Origin of the sequence: Chryseobacterium sp. JK1 (assembly GCF_050632815.1) — a bacterium.
GTDB lineage: Bacteria > Bacteroidota > Bacteroidia > Flavobacteriales > Weeksellaceae > Chryseobacterium.
Genome location: NZ_JBODRU010000001.1, coordinates 1,065,503 through 1,084,538, shown reverse-complemented (window position 1 = coordinate 1,084,538; position 19,036 = coordinate 1,065,503). Strand labels below are relative to the sequence as shown.

The window sequence follows — 19,036 nt, the reverse complement described above, 5'->3', positions numbered from 1 at the left end:
TCTTCGGTATGCATATAAAAAAGCACCGCAAGTCGCGATGCTTTTATTGTATTTTAAATGATTTTAAAGAGCAAGAACTCTTACATCAATTCTTCTGTTTTTGGCTTTGCATTCGTCCGTGTCGTTAGCTTCACAAACGGGATGTTGTGATCCATAGCCATCCGCTTCTACTCGGTCTGCAGGAACACCTAATTCCAACAATTTAAGTTTTGCTGTTTGTGCTCTCAGGTTGGAAAGTTTCTGATTACTGTCTTCATTCCCGCTATTATCTGTATAACCTCCCAATTTTATTTTAAGAGTCGGATAAGCATTCAGCATTTCTGCAAGATTGTTGAGCTGTAGTTCATATCCTGCTTTTAAGTCACTTGAACCTGTTTCGAAGTACAGATTTTCAACGGTAAACCATTTATTAGGGTCCAACACAGACTGATCTTTCTTATTAACAGCATTATAAAACTGATAAAGCTGACTTCCATCTCCTATAGCTATAGTTTTTCCATTATTCAGTTTTATTTTCTGAAGGTTTCCTGTTTCGTATACAAAATCTCCATTTTCATTGAGGTGTCCTTTCACTTCTGCAGGAGTTGAAGGTATTTTAACGTCCGGAGCACCAACGATATTCCCTGAAGCCGCTATTAGGCTCTCTAATTTAGCTTTTCTATTGGCTTCAATTTTATCTTTATGAAGTACTGCTAAAGTTGGTGCAATTACTAGAGAAACGATAGACATCAGTTTAATAAGAATATTCATAGAAGGACCCGAAGTATCTTTAAACGGATCTCCAACTGTATCTCCCGTTACAGATGCTTTATGAGGTTCTGAACCTTTGTAGTAAGTCTGACCGTTGATATCCACTCCTTTTTCGAAGGATTTTTTAGCATTATCCCAAGCTCCTCCTGCGTTATTCTGAAACATTCCCATCAGAACTCCACTTACTGTGGCTCCTGCAAGAAAGCCTCCCAGAACCTCCGGACCGAATATAAACCCGACCAATAATGGAGAAATAATAGCAATAGCACCCGGAAGCATCATTTTCCGAATGGAAGCATCTGTAGAAATAGCCACGCATTTTTCGTATTCGGGTTGTGCTTTTCCCTCTAAAATTCCGGGGATTTCGCGAAACTGTCTTCTTACTTCTTCTACCATTGCCATGGCAGCCTGTCCTACAGCAGTAATAGCCAATGAGGAGAAAATAAAAGGAATCATTCCTCCAATAAATAAACCGGCCAGAACATCTGCCCGGTAAATATCAATCCCATCAATTCCTGCTATACCTACAAAAGCAGCAAATAAAGCCAATGCAGTTAATGCTGCTGAAGCAATGGCAAATCCTTTTCCGGTTGCAGCGGTAGTATTTCCTACAGCATCTAAGATATCTGTTTTCTCACGTACTTCTTTAGGAAGCTCGCTCATTTCTGCAATACCTCCGGCATTATCTGCAATGGGGCCAAAGGCGTCAATTGCCAGCTGCATTGCTGTAGTAGCCATCATTCCTGCTGCTGCAATGGCGACTCCATAGAGACCGGCGCATAAATAAGAACCGTAAATACCTCCTGCCAGGACAATAATAGGCAGTAAGGTAGATTCCATTCCAACCGAAAGTCCACCAATAATATTGGTGGCATGTCCTGTGGAAGACTGTCTTACAATACTGGAAACAGGCCTTTTTCCCATAGCAGTATAATATTCTGTAATGATACTCATTAAAGTTCCTACCACCAATCCTACCATAATGGCTCCAAAGACCCCCATTTTGGTAAATTCATGACCTCTTAGAACCATTTTTTCAGGAAGAAGATAGGTTACAAGGAAATAAGACGCAATTGCAGTTATGATAATACTTCCCCAGTTTCCAAGGTTCAGTGCATTTTGTACACTGGATGTTGATGAACCTTCGTTATCGTTTATTTTTACAAATAATGTTCCGATCATTGAAAAAATAATTCCGGTTCCGGCAATCAGCATGGGTAAAAGAATGGGCGCATATCCTCCGAAGGAATCATTAGAAATGGTCTCTCTTCCCAGTACCATTGTTGCCAATACCGTTGCCACGTACGAACCAAAAAGGTCTGCTCCCATTCCTGCAACATCTCCTACATTATCTCCTACATTGTCAGCAATAGTAGCTGGATTTCTCGGGTCGTCTTCAGGAATTCCAGCTTCTACTTTTCCTACAAGATCGGCTCCCACATCTGCTGCTTTTGTATAAATACCGCCTCCTACTCTTGCAAAAAGTGCTATTGATTCTGCGCCAAGAGAAAAGCCTGTAAGAATTTCAATCGTTCTTTCCATTTCATGAGAATCTACATGAGCATCCGGAGCAAAGATCTGCTTAATGATAATAAAAAGGGCTCCCAATCCTAAAACAGCCAATCCGGCAACTCCCATTCCCATTACGGAACCTCCTGTAAAAGAAACCTTAAGAGCTCTTGATAGAGAAGTTTTTGCTGCTTCGGCAGTTCTTACATTTGCTTTAGTTGCGATTTTCATTCCAATAAAACCTGCTGATGCAGAGAAGATAGCTCCGGCTACAAAGGCAAGTCCTATACTCCAGTGTGAATTAGCATTTGTAGATCCCATTACTGCCAGTAAAATGGCTACCACTACTACAAAGTAGGTTAATATCTTGTATTCGGCCTTTAAGAAAGCCATTGCCCCATCAGCAATATGTCCGCTGATGGTTTTCATTTTTTCATTTCCTGCATTCTGCCTACTCACCCAGTTGCTTTGAATATAAGTATAGATTAAAGCCACCACACCAAAAACAGGAATTAAATAGAACAAATCCATAGTTTATTATTTTTATATTAAAAAAATGCAATTAGTCTTATAAATATAATCAATTTACCAACACTTTATAAAATTCATCTATAATAATATATTATTTTGTAAATTAGTTTATCACAATTGTTAGAATTAATTATGAGAAAAATATTTTACATCCTTTTCTTGGCAGGGGCCATAAGCAGTTGCCAAAACAGAATTCCTAAAGAGAATGCAGAAACCATTTACTTTGGCGGCACCATTCTGACAATGGAAAATTCCCATCCACAGGTTGAGGCTGTTGCTGTAAAAAACGGAAAAATTCTTTTTGCAGGAACAAAATCAGAAACGGATCATTATACTGGTCCTGCCACCAAAATGGTTGATCTGAATGGAAAAACGCTCCTACCCGGCTTTATAGACGTTCATGGTCATCTTACATCAAGAGCAGGCACTATGGATGCGGTAGATCTATCTCCTGATCCTTATGGAACGGTTAATTCCATTAAAGATTTACAAAACAGAATTAAAAACTACATCAAAGAAAACAAAGTCACAGCGCAACAGCCCATTATCGGCAACGGATATGATGATGCTATTATGACAGAGCACCGCCATCCTACCCAAACGGAACTGGATGCTATCAGTAAGTCCAATCCTATTATCGTTATTCATGCTTCAGGTCATGCCAGCGTAGCCAATAGTGCAATGTTAAAGCTTTTAGGAATTACAGAATCTTCAAAAGACCCTGAAGGAGGTCATCTCGGCAGGGATAAAAAAACAGGAAAGTTAAATGGAAAATTAGAAGAAAATGCAAGCTTTACTGCACTTCTAGCCCTTACGAATAAAATGAGCACAGGCCAAAACACAGAATCTCATGCGATGCAGAATCTGATGAAAGCCCAGGAAGAATGGCTGAGCTATGGCCAGACTACGATTTGTGACGGAAGAACCATGGGAGAAAGTATTGCTCTTTTACAAAATGCGGCCAATCAAAATCTTTTTAAAGCTGATGTAGTGTATTTTCCGGATTATGAATATTCTAAAAATAATTTCAACAGTCTCAAATCCCAATACATGAAGTATGAAAATCATTTAAAACTTGCCGGTTTTAAGTTTTCGGATGACGGCTCTCCACAGGGTAAGACAGCATGGCTTACCCAACCCTATTTAGTTCCGCCGGAAGGACAATCTAAAGATTATAAAGGATTTCTTATCTTTACGGATGAGACCTTGTACAATGACCTGAAAACATTATTTCAAAATCACATTACCGCTCAGCTTCACGTGAATGGGGATGCAGCAATAGACCAAGCCTTGCGAGTGATTAAAAGGTTAAAAGATGAAGGTATTTACGTACCGGAACTTCGGGTAACACTTATTCATGTACAGAATAGCCGTCCTGATCATATTCAGAAAATAAAAGAATTAGGAGTTATCCCTTCTTATTTTCCTACCCATACCTATTTATGGGGTGACTGGCATTATTCAAGTGTTTTTGGTCCTGAACGCGCCTCTTTTATAAGTCCTACCCACTCAGCATTGAAAGCTGGCATTCTTTTTACCATTCATCATGATTCGCCTGTTACTCCTCCGGACCTTATTACCGCAGTATATGCAGCAGTGAACAGAAAAACCAGATCAGGAATGATTCTAGGGGCTAATGAAAGAATCACTCCTCTTGAAGCATTAAAAGCAATTACAATTAATGGTGCTTATCAGCTGCAGGAAGAAGACCGAAAAGGATCCATAAGAGCAGGTAAATTGGCAGATCTTGTTATTCTTGATCAAAATCCGCTAACAATTGCCCCGGAAGATATCAGAAGCATTAAAGTACTGGAAACAATAAAGGAAGGAAATATCGTATATAAAAGAAATTGAATCCTTATTTGAGGGTATATCAACAAAAAAGCAGATGAAAATTGAAAATTCATCTGCCTTTTTTATCTCTGGGAAGGAAATATTATCCTCCGAATTTTTCTGCGTAGTCAGCCTGAGAAGCTTTAATTACCTTTTTAGCGTGCTCAGCTCCGTATACTTCCTGAATTCTGCATTTCGCAGGCTCATCTGGTAAGTTTTTGTATGTTAAGAAGTAGTGCATCAATCTTTTAACTTCTGCTTCAGGTAATTCAGAAATATCTCTGAAGTGTCCAAATGCGTGGTCATTGATCATTACTGCTACAATTTTATCATCAGCTTCACCACCGTCGATCATTTTGAAACCACCGATTGGAATAGCTTCCATTAATAAACCTCCAGCATGAATGTTGTGAGAACTTAAAACACAAATATCAAGCGGATCATGATCACCCATTGTCACATCGGTAGCTCCTGCTTCAATCGCCAGTTTCATTACTTCATTGTGGCAATATGTTCTTGGAACAAAACCATATAAAGCTGGAATGATATTAGAGAATTTCTGTGGCCTGTCTACCTTTAAATATCCTGTTTCTTTATCTACTTCATATTTAATAGTATCTGCAGGAACAATTTCTACAAATACGTTTACAACATTTGGCGCATCTTCTCCTGCAGAAATTCCGTGCCATGGATGTGCTTTAAAATTTGGAATCATTATTTATCTGTTATTTTTTAAGTTATAATTAAAATCTCTTTTCTTAAATCTTCTATTGTTGCGGTAATATAATCGTTGTCTTCCATATAGTTCATGATGAAAATAGTCTTGAACTCTTCCAGTTCAGCATTTCCTTTCAGACCGTCATATGTTTTATGAAGCAAATTTATAATCGCGTTTTTAGAATCTACAATATTTTTCCATGAATTTTTCGTAATGTACAGCTGTTGCGAAGAATTGTACTCAAACTCATCGTTGATGGTTTTTTCAGTAAGAAAAATGAATTCATGAACAGCAAGTCCTTTATCAAATTTCTGAACCAGGTTGGAAGGTTTTATTCTATCCAGAAACAATGTCATCCTTTCATAAGAATGTGTTTTGTTTTCAGAATTAGACTTTATGCTAAGCAATCTGATTTCCTGATTTTTAAGGGTAATGTATGAATGTACAAATTGTCTGAGCAAAACCAAAAAAGGAATCGCAATGATTGCAGCAAATGCATAGGGTAAATATCCTGAAAAACTCATCATAATTTTAGACTGCAAAATTACTAATTATTTTCCGTCTTCTAAAGAGTTTTTAAATATATCCACTTTAGAATTCTGAATATAGATCATAGAAAGTATAATTAACAGGTAAAAGCCCAGCATCATTCGGTTAACCAAAGACGGAAAAACTAAAAATCTTAGAAATACCGTCCCATAAATAATGGCAAAAAATAAAACCTGGATCTGGCTTTTTCTGCTTTTTACTGAAAAATCATTGGCTAGAATGATGACCAGGAAAAGCAATATAATGGGAAAATAAGAAGAATTGAACTCCAGCATAATATTACTTTTAATAAACTGTAAATAATCCGCGAAAACGAATGGATCTGGATTTGATACAGGATAAATCTGAACTTTGGTAAACTGATTCATGAATAAGGTAGACCATGAAACCTGGTTAAAGTACTGAATCAAAAAGAAAGAAAGGAAAAGATAGATATATGACAGTCCTAAAGATCGGGAGCTAACCTTCAGACTCTTTCTGTAAATGTATATAAAAACATACAAAAATGAGTAGAAAATAAAGTATTCCGGCCTGGTCAGAATACATAACATAGCAAAAACACCCGCCACAAAGAAATTCTTTCTAATAGTGAACATATAAAAGCTTAAAAGCAGCAATAAACATGATAACGAGTCCGCAGAAGCATGTCTACTGGATTCTAAAAGCGGCTTGAACAGTGAAAATAAAACAGTAATAATGAAAGCCAGCGTATAGTTTTTCAAAATCTTTATCAAGAAAGAAAAGATCAGAATGAGGATCAGCGCGTAAGAGATAATCGAGATTAAAAACGTAGATGTGGATGCACTAAAACCAAGCTTAAAGAACGACCAGTTGACAAAGTTATACAGTGGTTTCACAACAAAAAGCTGCAGTTCCTCATCGTATGCTTTCGGGTTTTCTGATATAATTTTGTAGTAGGTGCTTTCGCCTTCTGCCACTTCCTCCACCATAGGATCTACAGGATCTAGACCTGCAAAATGGGGATTCTTCTCTTTCAATTCGTCATATACCTTCTTATGAATCTCTTCAATCTTCATATGGGGATACTCTGTTTTATAGATCAATCCCATATAAGCTTCCATATCTGTATTATAATACTGATGGGTATAGAGATAGTATGACATGATGCATACATAGATTGAAAATATAAAAACAAAAATATTTTCCCTTTTTTTCATACGTTCATTATAAGACCACAAAAGTAAAAAACTATCTTTCTAAAAAAGCATTCTTTATCTAATCTGTTTAAATTTTTATAATAAATAACGCAGAAAATCTACTTTATAATAATCACGAATGCACGAATCTTTATTCATTCGTACATTGATAACTCCTAAAAAGAGATAAAATTGATTTATTTTAAATCTAAAGTTCAAATAAAGCTGGTCTCTGCGTTACTTCATGATAACAAACACTGTTTTCATCAAAGAAGTGATATACCAAACTTTTTCTGGTTTTATTTTTATCGGTGTGCGGCTCCCCTCCATGCAGAATATTGGCGTGCCATATTAACAGATCTCCTTTTTTGGCTCTGAAGATTTCCTTTTTCAAACCTAGCTCCTTCACTTTATCTTCAAGAAACTCTTCATAAGCTTTATAGCTTTTCTTACCAATCTTTAAAGCAGATCCTTCATTATCATAGTCCGAATTCAGGAAATAAGGCAACTTATGGCTTCCGGGGATGTAATGAAGGGCTCCATTGGTTTCATCTACATCTTCCAGAGCGATCCAAACTCCCAAAAGCCCCCCCAGCGGATAAGTCGTCATATGAATACTGTCCGAGTGGGTTTTCTGCTGACTTCCATTAATAAAATTGATACTTTGAAACAGCTTTGATTTACCGTCCAGTAAAACAGATAAGAATTCTGACAGCTCTTTATCATTTCCAATATTCCGAATGATTTCAGAGTGATGAATAGCAAACATCAGCTTTCCTCCGTAACAGAATTTGGGCGTTCCTTCCTTCATCAGTTTTTCAATTTCTGCATTGATTTTATCTGCACTTTCAGGACTTAAGAAATTTCTCAGAATCATATACCCGTTATCATTATATTGGCGGGCACTTTCCTGATTTTCTTCTGATAAGGTTTTAAAAAAAGGAGTGGCTTCCAATTGTGGATAATCTATCGATCTTTTTTTAGCCGGAAAGTGAGAAAAATCTTTACTGGAAATACTGGAAAAATAACTCTTATTAATTCCGCACTTTTTATACAATGGAATATTATGCTTTAACTTATTCTTTTTAAACAAGTTGTAAAGTATATATGATAGTTTGCAATTATGAATCCGTAAGTATTTTATAAAGTTATGGAATACTGATTAATTAGAATCAATCTAAACAACTCTTTTCGTCATAAAAAAGGCTTTCCGCTGACTGCAAGATACCCAAGTTTCTTAAAAAGTTCTTTTTTTGAATTTTCAATAATTCCATAAGGTTTTAATTCTGGTCGAAATCCTCTGAAAAACTCTTCAATATTGGGAATTTCTCCGCCTTCAAAATCGAATGTATGAGTGTCTATAGTCTCTTTAATTTTGTGATCAATTAATACCGAGGCTCCTGATAATTTCACATAATCCTTATCATTAAAATTTCCCAAAAGAGCCACCATTCCATAATCTGAATACGTTGCAATAACGTTTGCTATCATGTTCTGATAATAAAAAGCAGTGAATGTAAGATATTTTAATTGATGAAACATTTCAAAAATCCTCATAAAATCAGATAAATCGCTGTCTTTACTGGTTCCTATGGTATTGGCTTCTATAAAGTTTTTGGCTTTATCATAAGAAATTTCTTTTACCTCTGATTCCTTGAGAACATCTTCACTGAGGCGCAGCTTTCTTTTCCTTTTGGGAGAATATTTTGCATATACTTTTTCATAAGATTCAGGATAAATTAAAAAATTTTTCTTGAAATGAATCCTTGTGCGAAATTTATTAATATCATTGAAAGTATAGATTCTTATTATATAATTCTTTTCCAGATATTCTAAAAAAGTTTCATTAAGATCTGCACTATCTTTCTCTGAAAAAACACCCAATTGCTGACAAAGCTTTGGATTGAGCACAATTTTTACGCCGTATTTTCTTACATAAGGAACAGGCATAACGGCTTCGTAGTCTCTGTAAACCAGAAGTTCCCATTGCTTTTCTGAAGTAACATCCAGAAAGTGTCGGGCAGCACTGTATTTTCTTTGTTCAGAATTTTCTAAACACTGAGTGTATTTTACAAAATCAATTTCATCGTATTTTAATCTTCTAATCATAATAAACCTTCGTCCGAGAAACTAAAATAGGTATTCTGTGTGATAATAATATGGTCTAAAAGCTGGATACTTAACGTATTTCCGGCTTCTTTTATTTTCTGCGTTACTGAAATATCTTCCCTACTTGGCTTTAGACTGCCTGAGGGATGATTATGAGCAATGATAATACCGGTTGAGAAGTGATCTAAAGCTGTTTTAAATAAAACCCTGACATCTACAATAGACTGGCTTATCCCACCTTGTGTCAATTGTGAAATATGGATCACCTTGTTGCTGTTGTTCAGGAAAATAGCCCAAAATTCTTCAGTTCTTAAATCTGAGAGATGATTTTTCAATAACACATAAGCATCATCACTGTTACCTATGACCGATTTTTCCGGAATCTCCTGTAGAGCCCTTCTTTTTCCTATTTCCAAAGCAGATATGATAGAAATTGCTTTTGCTTCTCCAATCCCTTTAAATTTCATAAGATCTTTCAGGGTCAGTAAACTTAGCTGATGCCAATTATTATTAACAGATGAAAGAATCTTTCTTGAAAGTTCTATAACGCTGTCTTCTTTGTTGCCACTGCCTATAATGATGGCCAGCAATTCTGAATCTGAAAGTGAGCTTTTGCCCTTTAGCAAAAACTTTTCTCGGGGTCGGTCATCTTCAGCAAGAAATTTTATAGACATGGAAATAGTTTAATACATGTTGATTTAATAGAAAGCGTACAAAATAATCGGTTTTTTAGATGTATCAATATACTTCGCAGACTCTTTAAAAGCATTTGCAGAAAGCATAGGACATCCTAAACTTAAGCACGCCGGGTCATTCGACTCACTATCCGGAATGCATCCGTAAGAATGAAGAACAATTGCTCTTTGCATGGCATTGTCATTGGTAGCATCCAAGCCTTTTAAGCGGTAAGCTTTCCCAAATTTCCCAACATAACTGTCTCCAATTGAATATTTTCCTAAAGAAGACTGATAAGATCCCTCAATATTGCTGAACTGTAAAGCATCTGACTTTGGAACAACTGATCCCGAACCATGAGATACCACTGCTTTTTGAACAATCTTATCTTTTGTAAGATCATATACAAAATAGCGGTATTTCCCGGAAGGAATTTTAAAATTTATGAAAATAACAAGCTCCTGATTATACCCATTTTCCTTAATATAATTTTTAATTTCTGAAATTCTTGACTGAGGAATACTCAAAGTATTCAACTGCTGCGAATCTGCTTTTGAACAGGAAATTACAATTAAAAAAAGGAAAATTAAGTGTTTCATCATTTGAAGTTGTGTGTTTTTATTCGATAATCATACCGTCTTTCATGACAAGCTTCCGATCTGTAATTTCAGCGAGATTTGGATTGTGTGTTACAATGACAAATGTCTGATTGTATTTGTCTCTCAAGTCAAAAAACAGCCTGTGAAGGTCATCTGCATTCTTAGAATCCAGGTTTCCTGTTGGCTCATCGGCAAAGATAATTTTTGGCGAATTGATTAAAGCTCTCGCTACCGCCACCCTTTGAGCTTCTCCACCTGAAAGCTGATTGGGTTTATGATTCAGCCTCTGCTCTATTTTTAAGTCTTCAAATAAAGCATATGCCTTTTCGATAGCTTCTCTTTCGTTTGCTCCGGCAATTCTGGTAGGCAGCAAAACGTTTTCCAGAGCTGTAAACTCAGGAAGAAGCTGATGGAACTGAAATACAAAACCAATATTCTGATTTCTGAATTTAGACAGTTGCTTATCATTCATATTAATAAATGATTCTCCGGCTATGGCAATTTCAGTATCATATTTATTGAATTGGGACGGATGATCAAGAGTTCCCAAAATCTGAAGCAATGTAGATTTACCTGCCCCCGATTCTCCGACAATAGAAACAACTTCCCCTGTTTTAATATGAATATCAACGCCTTTCAGTACTTCTAAATTCCCATAAGATTTATGGATATTTCTTGCTTTAATCATGATTCAAAAATAGTAATTTGATTTTAAAATTCCATCAAAAAAAGAGATGATAATTTTTTTTAATATTAAATTGATCCATAATAAAACAAGTCGTTTGCAGTATACTATTGAAAAGAAAAAGGAGAATTGCTTATTAGAATGAAAATCTTTTTACAGATCCCTGTGATTTATTAAAGATTTCCATTGATTATTTTTTCGTTGAAAAGATTTATCAACAAAAAAACCTCCTATTTCAGGAGGTTTTTAAATATCTGTACTTTAGAAATTACAGTAACAATGTTAATGGATTTTCTAAATATGTTCTTAACGTCTGTAAGAATTGAGCACCTGTAGCACCGTCTACTACTCTGTGGTCACATGCTAATGAAAGCTTCATTGTGTTTCCTACCACGATCTGACCGTTCTTAACGATTGGTTTTTCGATAATAGCTCCTACTGAAAGGATGGCAGAGTTAGGTTGGTTGATGATACTTGTAAATGTTTCAATACCGAACATTCCAAGGTTGGAAATAGAGAATGTAGATCCTTCCATTTCGTTAGCTTTAAGGCCTTTGTTCTTAGCTCTTGAAGCCATGTCTTTTACCGCTGCAGAAATCTGAGTATAAGACATTTGGTCTGTATTTTTCAATACCGGAACTACCAATCCGTCAGGTATAGCCACTGCTACTCCAACATTGATGTTTCCTCTGTGAATGATCTTATCTCCTGCCCAGCTTGAATTAACCTGAGGGTGCTTTCTTAAAGCAATGGCAGTGGCTTTGATGATCATATCGTTGAATGAAATCTTCGTATCTGGAATAGAATTGATCTCTTTTCTAGCCTCAATTGCTTTATCCATGTTGATTTCAACCATCAGATAGTAGTGAGGTGCAGAGAACTTACTTTCAGAAAGACGTTTTGCAATTACGTTTCTTACCTGAGAGTTTGGAGTTTCTGTATCTTCACCCTGTACGAAACTTACAGCAACCTGAGCAGCAGCACTTGCAGCCGGAGCTGAAGCAGCTGGTTTAGCAGACGGCTGATAATTTTCGATATCTTTTTTAACGATTCTTCCGTTTTCACCTGAACCTTGAACAGCATTGATGTCAACTCCTTTATCCTGAGCCATTTTCTTAGCCAATGGAGAAATTGCCACTCTGTCTGAAGATGAATTGCTAACAGCCGCAGCGGTTTTTTCTTCAGTTTTAACTTCTGCTTTTTGTTCAGCTGGTTTTTCTGTTGCCTGTGCAGCAGCTTTTGGAGCTCCAACAGCAGAAATATCAGTTCCTGCAGGACCAACAATTGCCAAAACAGAATCTACTGGTGCAGCACCTCCTTCTTCTACTCCCTGCTTCAATAGTACTCCATTGAATTCAGATTCGAAATCCTGTACTGCTTTATCTGTTTCGATTTCAGCAAGAAGATCACCTTCTTTTACTGTATCGCCTACGTTTTTGTGCCATTTAGCGACTTTACCTTCTGTCATTGTATCAGAAAGTCTAGGCATTGTAATAACTTCTACTCCTGCCGGAACTTCAGCGGCAACAGCTTCAACAGTTTCTGTTTTAGGCTGCTCTTCTGATTTTTTTTCTTCAGAACCACTACTGGGAGCTGCTGCCCCACCTGTAAGTCCTGAAATATCTTCTCCTTCATTACCGATAATTGCTAACACTGAATCTACAACAGCGGCAGCACCTTCTTCTACACCAACGTATAAAAGGGTACCTTCTACTTCAGATTCGAAATCCTGAACGGCTTTGTCAGTTTCAATTTCAGCTAAAATATCTCCTTCCTTTATTTTATCTCCTACTTTTTTATGCCATTTTGCCACTTTACCTTCCGTCATAGTGTCGGATAGGCGGGGCATCGTAATTACTTCTGCCATAATTATTTTTTAATTTGAAAATTTAGCAATCTGAAAACCTGAAAATCAAAAGGGATGTTTTATCATCTTATTTTCAAATTGTCAAATTAACTCATTATCTTTTTAGTTTTCTAATTTGTCTAAGAATGGATAGTTTTCCTGAGCGTATACATACTCATAGATTTTCTCAGCATCCGGATACGGAGAGTTTTCCATGAACTCGATGCACTCTTCAACAAAGTCTCTTGATTTGTTATCGATCACTTCCAATTCCTGTTCTGTAGCCCATCCGCTTTCAAGAATTTTGTGTTTTACCAATTCAATTGGGTCATCGTTCTTGTGAAGCGCTACTTCTTCTTTAGATCTGTATGGCTCAGCATCAGACATAGAGTGTCCTCTGTAACGGTAAGTTCTTGCTTCGATGAATGTAGGACCGTCTCCTCTTCTTGCTCTTTCAATAGCCTCATAAGCAGCTTCTGCTACTTTCACAGGGTCCATTGCATCTACAGCAAGACAAGGCATTTCGTATCCTAATCCTAATTTATAGATATCTTCGTGGTTGGCAGTTCTTTTTACAGAAGTTCCCATTGCGTACTGGTTGTTTTCAACTACAAATACTACAGGAAGTTTCCAGTTCATTGCCATATTGAAAGTTTCGTGTAAAGAACCTTGTCTCGCAGCTCCATCTCCGAAGAAACAGATATTCACAGCTTTTCTGTCAAAATATTTATCTGCGAAAGCAATACCGGCACCTAAAGGAATTTGTCCTCCAACGATACCGTGCCCACCATAGAAACGGTGTTCTTTACTGAAAATGTGCATAGATCCACCCATACCTCCGGATGTTCCAGTCGCTTTACCGCAAAGTTCAGCCATAATTCTTTTAGGATCTACTCCCATTGCCATTGGATGGATGTGACATCTGTAAGCAGTAATCATACTGTCTTTTGATAGATCCATTGCATGGGTAAAACCGGCAGGGATAGCTTCCTGCCCATTATACAAATGTAAAAATCCTCTGATCTTTTGTTTTAGGTAAAGAGAACGGCATTTGTCTTCAAACCTTCTCCACATTGTCATATCTTCATACCACTTCAGGTATACCTCTTTAGAAAATTCTTTCATGTGTTAGCTCTTGCTTTTTTATGATGAAATAGTTGAGCAAAATTATGAAAAAAACTTTGTTTTTATTCTATACATAGATAACTTTTCGTTTTTTCTGTGAAATCTATTTGCACGCGGAATGTATTATTCTTAATTTTCGACCCACGGAAATATTCATAAAGCAGTATTTCATTAAGAGGTTTTCTCTGGCGAATACAACAGAAAACATCCTGTTCATCTTGTTTTCCTGAAGTTATGAACAATACTTCAATCACACAAATTCATTCTATTTTGCCCCTTGCTTGCTTCGGCTTTAATTATTGTTAACATATCTTTTGGTTATTTCAACCGCTTCTTTTTGATAGAAAAATCTGCAATTGTAAGAACATCCTTTCAAATCTGTTGAAAAAATCACCTTGTCATTTTACGATCTAAGCCTTTACTTTACCACTACTCTTCATAGAAATAAACAAAGCATTTCTGTGGTATTGAAAATCATTGATATGCGCATATTTTCAAAATCTATCAGGTCTTTCTGCCCATGCTTTTCCCTTGTTTTTTGAGGTTATAATGGTATATTTGATCTTTAAACTCGATTATGGAAGAAAAGCAGTCTTCATTATTACATAAAATATCAAAGGTCATTTCCGATTTTTTCAATCCTCTTGTTTCTCTGATCATTTTTTTTGTTTACATGAGTACAAGAGAATACAGTCTTCAGGAATCCCTTCTTTATTTTGTACCTGTATTGTTAATGATCATTGCGCCTGTCATTATCTGGCTGGTGTGGAATGTAAAAACGGGGCGGTATACCAATATGGATGTCTCCAACAGAGTTCAAAGAAAGACTCTTTACATTTTTATTGCGGCCTGTGTAATGATCTATCTTATCTATAATTATATAAAGAACGGTTATATTGATCTGGTCATGCTGTTTATTTTAATTCTTCTTTTTGCTCTTCAGGTCAGCAATTTTTTTATTAAAAGTTCCATGCATACAGCGTTTAATATATTTGTAGCGGCACTGTTTTTCGGTCTGAACTGGGCAATGGGTCTGGCCTGGCTGGGAATCGCCATTTTGGTAGGAATTACCAGAATCATTTTAAAAAGACATACCGTAAAAGAGGTATTTATGGGGGCTGGAATAGCTTTTATGGTATCTTTTATCTATCTTTATTGCAATATTCAATTTCAACATTAGAATTCTATATGAAAATTAATCATCTTACTTCCGCAGAGGAGAACTTTATGAAGCTGTTTTGGAAAATGGAATCTTTCTATCTGAAGGACGTTATGGAGCAGCACCCGGAACCGAAACCCCACCAGAACACGGTATCTACTTATCTTAAAATATTAGTTGAAAAAGGATATCTGTCTACTGAAAAAGAAGGGAGAATATTCAAATACACCACCCTTGTTCCTTTGGAGGAGTATAAAAAATTTCTGTTGAAAGAATTGTCTCATAACTTCTTCAACGATGCAGGAAAAGAAATTCTGGAGCTTTTATTGACTGAAAATCTTATCTCCAAGGAAGATTTGAAAGGATATTTTGATCTTAAAATAGAAATCAAACCTACAAAAGTGGAAGAGCCAAAGTTTGAATTTGCTGATGAGATTCTAAATCCTAAAAAAGAGAAAAAAACCAAAGTAAAAGAAAAGGAAAAAGATAAGGAGAAGAAAAAGAAAAAGAAAAAAGACTAAATAACGACCTTCCTAACTACCATGAAAACGAAATTATATGAAACTTTAAGCAAAGCCAATGAAGTCATTTTCCGCTATCCTCTAGTGTTGATCATGGCTTCATTCGCTTCAGCAGGGGCCATTTACATTCTTAAAAGCAGTTTTAATCAACCCTTTATTTATTCAAAACTTACAACCTGCGCCTGCCTCGGAATATCTTTAATGTTTGCTGTAAAGATGCTGTCACAAAGAATCGGAAGAGAATTACTATTGCAGCTCTCAGGGATCGCTTTTCTAATAGGTTTTTACTTCATCCTCCCTGCAAGATCAAACGATTTTACAGAAGTACAAGGCTATACTATTGTCGTAACTTCCATTCTTATACACCTTTTGGTGTCTTTTATTCCCTTTTTGAAAAAGGACAGAGAGCTCGGGTTTTGGCAGTACAACAAAAATCTTTTTGTTAATTTCTTTCTTACCATTATATTCACAGGGATTTTAACCGGAGGAATTGAACTTGCTTTTTTTGCCGTAACAGAGCTTTTTAATTTTAGTTTTGGCGAGAAAATTTATTCTTACACCTTTTTTGTTCTGGGGATCTCCGGAAGCACTTTTATATTTCTTTTATTTAATGAAAAAGGATTAAGTAATCTTGAGAAAGATGGCACTTATCCTGTTGTTCTGAAGTTTTTCACACAGTTTATCTTAATTCCCCTCCTTATTATTTATGCGGTTATTCTTTATTTCTATTCTCTTAAAATAGTCATCAACTGGGAGTTGCCGAGAGGCTGGGTATCCTATCTTATCCTTGCTTACAGTACTGTTGGAATTTTAGCATTGCTTCTGGTACATCCTTTAAAGGAAGAAAATGCAAAGTCTTGGGTTAAAGTATTTTCAAAAGTTTTTTATTACACGATTATACCTTTAATTGTTCTTCTTTTCACTGCTATTTTTACAAGAATTTTAGAATACGGTTATACAGAACCAAGATATTTTGTTTTACTGCTGGCCTTATGGTTATTGAGTACTGTTATCTATTTTGTTTTCGTTAAAAAAACAACGATAAAATTTATTCCTGTTAGTTTATTTACTTTTGGTATTTTTGCTTTAATTTTTCCTTATTTCAATGCATTTAGTGTTGCAAAAAGAAGTCAGAAAACTGAGCTTGTAAAAATATTAAACCAACATCAGCTGCTCAAAAACGGCAAAATAATTTTTAAAAATAAAATTGACGAAACAGCGAGCAGACAAATTTCTGATATATTTGAATTTCTGGGAAAAAGAAAACAGGCAGACTTTCTATCGACGTTTCTTGATGAAAAAGAACAGCTGAAACTGGCAGATCATATTGCAAGTGGAAGTTACGATAGTATAGGATATGATATTGAGGATAAATTTTCCAATATCAGTCAATTTGAAATAGAAAGACTGAGTATTGCCGTTGACAATCAAGCCATAGAAATTGGAGACTATCAATACTTCCTTGATTTTCCTCTCTATAATGAAGAAAATAATAAACAAATCAATCAGGATCACTTCCAGATGGAAAGCCACCTTATTGAAAAACCATCGCTGGAAATTATCCTTAATGGTAAAGAAAGAATAGATTTCGGTCCCCAACTTGTAAAACTCTTTGAAGAAAACAAAAGCAAGACCAGGGTTTTAAAAACTTCCGACATTGCCTTGGAAAGCGATTTGGGCAAGTATCATATCAAACTAATATTCGACGAACTGAATTACGAGAAATACCCTGGCAACAATTATCCAGAAATCTCTTTGAACAAGGCTTATGTATTGATAAGATTGAAATAACATCTCCTCTATAACAAAAGAGACTAGTATTAACTAGTCTCTTTTATTTATTATATTAGTTCTTTTAATTAGAACTATAAAAAAAGCGGCTTAAAAGCCGCTTCGTATTTTTTACCAACGACTTCCGCCTCCGCCACGGTTGTTACCGTTACCATAGCCTCCGCCTCTATTGTTGTTGTTACCATAACCTCCACCTCTGTTGTTATCAAAGCTTCTTCTTGGTTTTTCTTCTCTTGGTTTAGCTTCAGATACGTTTAGAGTTTTTCCGTTGAATTCTTTTTGGTTAAGAGCTTCAATAGCTTGCTTTCCTTCTTCATCACCCATCTCTACGAAACCGAAACCTCTGGAACGACCAGTTTCTCTGTCTGTAACGATTTTAGCTGATGATACATCTCCAAATTCTGCGAATAGATCGTGCAACTCATACTCTTTAGTTGCGTAATTGATGTTTGAAACAAAAATGTTCATTTTAAATAAATTAAAAAATTAATAAAAATTTGGTATATAAGAGAAAAACAACATAAATTAATGAACAAATATTGATTCCAAATATAACGTATGCAAGATACAATTAAAAAAATCAAATCAAAGCTTTTTTTTAACATTTCTCACATTATGTTGAATCCTAATAGTAAAAACAAACTTAAAACACACATAATAATTTAAAAATCAATCAATTAAACCAAATATATGTAATTGTTAAAATATTATTAATATTAAAAAAAATAAAACTCAGATCCAATTTTATGATACAATTTACATCTATCTCAATTATTTTTAAACATTATGGGATGGATAAATTGATTTCACGACAATATTATCAATTTTTATTCACAAAAAATCAAAAATATTTCAAAATAAAACAACACATTATTCATATTATAAAGAAAATGACAACAATTTTTTTGTTTCTTTTTACCTTATATATAGTATCACCTTTATTCATTGAAATTCTCCTTCAGATTTCATGAATTCTTGCAACCACCTACTCTATGAAACAGCATACCACTAATTATATCAACACTTTCATTGAAGTCGCAGAAGACTGTCCTGTCCTGCACTCACAGACTCCTCCGGAAAAGAAAGAAAAGACGATAGCTACGCTTCAATATGAGAAAATGACACGACATCCTTATCAATACTCATCTGACGATATTATTTTTGAATGTCATGCTGCCAAAAACGATATTTTGGAAAATGAAAAAGAAGAAGCCCGAAAAATATTCTTTTCTAAAGGGCAGGCTTGTCTTCGCTGCTCTCCTCTGGCTAAAAAGTACGGCTTTGGAATCCATCATAACTCGGAAGGAAAAGTAGCTTTGTTTCCTATAGAAAGTAAGGAATACCAATCTTTCTTAAATGATTCTTCCATCGTTAAAACGAAAGCAATGCGCTCCAAAAGAAAATGATTGAGAAAATGAATAATTCTGTTCCGATCAATAAATACTATTCTTTTGATAACATCAGCTTTTAACACTAAAT

17 protein-coding genes are annotated in these 19,036 nt (G+C 35.5%); 5 read left to right on the top strand and 12 right to left on the bottom strand.

What is annotated here, in order from left to right:
- Positions 1 to 63: 63 nt before the first annotated feature.
- Positions 64 to 2,790 carry a sodium-translocating pyrophosphatase gene (locus ACQ76T_RS04760; protein ID WP_431342189.1) on the bottom strand — a complete coding sequence of 909 codons (2,727 nt, stop codon included), beginning with the start codon at positions 2,788 to 2,790 and terminating at the stop codon, positions 64 to 66.
- A 132-nt stretch (positions 2,791 to 2,922) separates the two neighbouring features.
- Between ACQ76T_RS04760 and ACQ76T_RS04755 the strand changes: the two genes are divergently transcribed.
- Positions 2,923 to 4,644 (top strand): amidohydrolase, encoded by a 1,722-nt coding sequence (locus ACQ76T_RS04755; protein ID WP_431342188.1) that lies wholly within the window; start codon positions 2,923 to 2,925, stop codon positions 4,642 to 4,644.
- An 82-nt stretch (positions 4,645 to 4,726) separates the two neighbouring features.
- Here the strand turns inward: ACQ76T_RS04755 and ACQ76T_RS04750 are convergent, their stop codons facing one another.
- The 10 genes from ACQ76T_RS04750 to pdhA form a co-directional block, all read right to left on the bottom strand.
- On the bottom strand, positions 4,727 to 5,338 hold the full coding sequence (locus tag ACQ76T_RS04750) for an inorganic pyrophosphatase (RefSeq protein WP_422692047.1): 612 nt from the start codon (positions 5,336 to 5,338) through the stop codon (positions 4,727 to 4,729).
- Between the two features lie 17 nt (positions 5,339 to 5,355).
- Positions 5,356 to 5,868 (bottom strand): hypothetical protein, encoded by a 513-nt coding sequence (locus tag ACQ76T_RS04745; RefSeq protein WP_431342187.1) that lies wholly within the window; start codon positions 5,866 to 5,868, stop codon positions 5,356 to 5,358.
- Between the two features lie 24 nt (positions 5,869 to 5,892).
- Positions 5,893 to 7,014, bottom strand: a complete 1,122-nt coding sequence (locus tag ACQ76T_RS04740; protein WP_431342186.1) for a hypothetical protein — start codon at positions 7,012 to 7,014, stop codon at positions 5,893 to 5,895.
- 241 nt (positions 7,015 to 7,255) lie between these two features.
- Positions 7,256 to 8,140, bottom strand: coding sequence for a phytanoyl-CoA dioxygenase family protein (locus ACQ76T_RS04735; RefSeq protein ID WP_431342185.1), 885 nt, complete (start codon positions 8,138 to 8,140; stop codon positions 7,256 to 7,258).
- Positions 8,141 to 8,241: 101 nt separating this feature from the next.
- The gene (locus ACQ76T_RS04730) at positions 8,242 to 9,156 is read right to left on the bottom strand and encodes a hypothetical protein (protein WP_431342184.1); all 915 of its coding nucleotides are present in this window, start codon (positions 9,154 to 9,156) and stop codon (positions 8,242 to 8,244) included.
- The gene (radC, locus tag ACQ76T_RS04725; protein ID WP_431342183.1) at positions 9,153 to 9,830 is read right to left on the bottom strand and encodes a RadC family protein; all 678 of its coding nucleotides are present in this window, start codon (positions 9,828 to 9,830) and stop codon (positions 9,153 to 9,155) included. Before radC ends, ACQ76T_RS04730 begins: the two co-directional genes overlap by 4 nt.
- A 24-nt stretch (positions 9,831 to 9,854) precedes the next feature.
- Positions 9,855 to 10,433 carry a murein L,D-transpeptidase catalytic domain-containing protein gene (locus ACQ76T_RS04720; protein ID WP_431342182.1) on the bottom strand — a complete coding sequence of 193 codons (579 nt, stop codon included), beginning with the start codon at positions 10,431 to 10,433 and terminating at the stop codon, positions 9,855 to 9,857.
- Between the two features lie 16 nt (positions 10,434 to 10,449).
- A complete protein-coding gene (locus tag ACQ76T_RS04715) occupies positions 10,450 to 11,118 on the bottom strand; it encodes an ABC transporter ATP-binding protein (protein ID WP_422692040.1) in 669 nt (222 codons plus the stop codon).
- A 265-nt stretch (positions 11,119 to 11,383) separates the two neighbouring features.
- Entirely contained in the window at positions 11,384 to 12,982 is a 1,599-nt protein-coding gene (locus tag ACQ76T_RS04710; protein ID WP_431342181.1) for a 2-oxo acid dehydrogenase subunit E2, read from the bottom strand.
- A 102-nt stretch (positions 12,983 to 13,084) separates the two neighbouring features.
- On the bottom strand, positions 13,085 to 14,086 hold the full coding sequence (gene pdhA, locus ACQ76T_RS04705) for a pyruvate dehydrogenase (acetyl-transferring) E1 component subunit alpha (RefSeq protein ID WP_431342180.1): 1,002 nt from the start codon (positions 14,084 to 14,086) through the stop codon (positions 13,085 to 13,087).
- A 577-nt stretch (positions 14,087 to 14,663) separates the two neighbouring features.
- On the opposite strand from pdhA, the gene ACQ76T_RS04700 reads away from it, so the two are divergent.
- From ACQ76T_RS04700 to ACQ76T_RS04690, 3 genes are read left to right on the top strand one after another with little or no spacing between them, the layout of a single operon-like run.
- Complete coding sequence (locus tag ACQ76T_RS04700; protein ID WP_431342179.1) at positions 14,664 to 15,266, top strand: phosphatase PAP2 family protein; 603 nt, start codon at positions 14,664 to 14,666, stop codon at positions 15,264 to 15,266.
- A gap of 8 nt (positions 15,267 to 15,274) precedes the next feature.
- The gene (locus ACQ76T_RS04695) at positions 15,275 to 15,766 is read left to right on the top strand and encodes a BlaI/MecI/CopY family transcriptional regulator (protein WP_431342178.1); all 492 of its coding nucleotides are present in this window, start codon (positions 15,275 to 15,277) and stop codon (positions 15,764 to 15,766) included.
- Positions 15,767 to 15,787: 21 nt separating this feature from the next.
- Complete coding sequence (locus ACQ76T_RS04690; protein WP_431342177.1) at positions 15,788 to 17,557, top strand: DUF4153 domain-containing protein; 1,770 nt, start codon at positions 15,788 to 15,790, stop codon at positions 17,555 to 17,557.
- Between the two features lie 111 nt (positions 17,558 to 17,668).
- On the opposite strand, the gene ACQ76T_RS04685 is transcribed toward ACQ76T_RS04690, so the two are convergent.
- Positions 17,669 to 18,025 carry an RNA recognition motif domain-containing protein gene (locus ACQ76T_RS04685; RefSeq protein WP_431342176.1) on the bottom strand — a complete coding sequence of 119 codons (357 nt, stop codon included), beginning with the start codon at positions 18,023 to 18,025 and terminating at the stop codon, positions 17,669 to 17,671.
- 524 nt (positions 18,026 to 18,549) lie between these two features.
- On the opposite strand from ACQ76T_RS04685, the gene ACQ76T_RS04680 reads away from it, so the two are divergent.
- Positions 18,550 to 18,963: a DUF6157 family protein gene (locus ACQ76T_RS04680; RefSeq protein ID WP_431342175.1), complete on the top strand. Its 414-nt coding sequence runs from the start codon at positions 18,550 to 18,552 to the stop codon at positions 18,961 to 18,963.
- Positions 18,964 to 19,036: the final 73 nt, after the last annotated feature.

Excerpts from the sequence above, each read along its gene's own strand:
- ACQ76T_RS04695 (WP_431342178.1), top strand. The coding sequence starts at position 15,275 with ATGAAAATTAATCATCTTACTTCCGCAGAGGAGAACTTTATGAAGCTG.
- ACQ76T_RS04710 (WP_431342181.1), bottom strand. The coding sequence starts at position 12,982 with ATGGCAGAAGTAATTACGATGCCCCGCCTATCCGACACTATGACGGAA.
- ACQ76T_RS04715 (WP_422692040.1), bottom strand. The coding sequence starts at position 11,118 with ATGATTAAAGCAAGAAATATCCATAAATCTTATGGGAATTTAGAAGTA.
- ACQ76T_RS04685 (WP_431342176.1), bottom strand. The coding sequence starts at position 18,025 with ATGAACATTTTTGTTTCAAACATCAATTACGCAACTAAAGAGTATGAG.
- ACQ76T_RS04690 (WP_431342177.1), top strand. The coding sequence starts at position 15,788 with ATGAAAACGAAATTATATGAAACTTTAAGCAAAGCCAATGAAGTCATT.
- radC (WP_431342183.1), bottom strand. The coding sequence starts at position 9,830 with ATGTCTATAAAATTTCTTGCTGAAGATGACCGACCCCGAGAAAAGTTT.
- ACQ76T_RS04755 (WP_431342188.1), top strand. The coding sequence starts at position 2,923 with ATGAGAAAAATATTTTACATCCTTTTCTTGGCAGGGGCCATAAGCAGT.
- ACQ76T_RS04750 (WP_422692047.1), bottom strand. The coding sequence starts at position 5,338 with ATGATTCCAAATTTTAAAGCACATCCATGGCACGGAATTTCTGCAGGA.
- ACQ76T_RS04680 (WP_431342175.1), top strand. The coding sequence starts at position 18,550 with ATGAAACAGCATACCACTAATTATATCAACACTTTCATTGAAGTCGCA.
- ACQ76T_RS04745 (WP_431342187.1), bottom strand. The coding sequence starts at position 5,868 with ATGATGAGTTTTTCAGGATATTTACCCTATGCATTTGCTGCAATCATT.
- ACQ76T_RS04700 (WP_431342179.1), top strand. The coding sequence starts at position 14,664 with ATGGAAGAAAAGCAGTCTTCATTATTACATAAAATATCAAAGGTCATT.
- ACQ76T_RS04740 (WP_431342186.1), bottom strand. The coding sequence starts at position 7,014 with ATGTCATACTATCTCTATACCCATCAGTATTATAATACAGATATGGAA.
- ACQ76T_RS04760 (WP_431342189.1), bottom strand. The coding sequence starts at position 2,790 with ATGGATTTGTTCTATTTAATTCCTGTTTTTGGTGTGGTGGCTTTAATC.
- ACQ76T_RS04720 (WP_431342182.1), bottom strand. The coding sequence starts at position 10,433 with ATGATGAAACACTTAATTTTCCTTTTTTTAATTGTAATTTCCTGTTCA.
- ACQ76T_RS04730 (WP_431342184.1), bottom strand. The coding sequence starts at position 9,156 with ATGATTAGAAGATTAAAATACGATGAAATTGATTTTGTAAAATACACT.
- pdhA (WP_431342180.1), bottom strand. The coding sequence starts at position 14,086 with ATGAAAGAATTTTCTAAAGAGGTATACCTGAAGTGGTATGAAGATATG.